Here is a 252-nt window from a genome sequence, read left to right on the forward strand (position 1 = left end):
GCCTTGGTGAATTTCGGCCTTGCGATGGGGCCTTATGCGGTGAGCGATCTGGCCGGCCTGGACATCGGATGGGCCACTCGCAAGCGTCTCGCCCCGACCCGCGATCCGCGTGAGGTCTATGCAGAGTTTGCGGATCGTCTGTGCGAGGCGGGCCATTTCGGGCGCAAGACCGGCAAAGGATTCTACGTTTATGGCGAGGAGGGGCAGGTTCCGAATGACGAGGTGCTGGAGCATATCGCCACGGAGCGTGCC

Annotated in this window: 1 protein-coding gene; it reads left to right on the forward strand. The window is 63.1% G+C overall.

Annotation, left to right across the window (positions count from 1 at the left end):
* Nucleotides 1-252 (forward strand): 3-hydroxyacyl-CoA dehydrogenase family protein (locus tag O4G76_RS21130; RefSeq protein ID WP_269399057.1); only part of this gene is annotated, 252 nt, incomplete at both ends.

It is taken from the genome of Limimaricola sp. G21655-S1, from assembly GCF_027213785.1.
Taxonomy (GTDB): Bacteria; Pseudomonadota; Alphaproteobacteria; order Rhodobacterales; family Rhodobacteraceae; genus Limimaricola.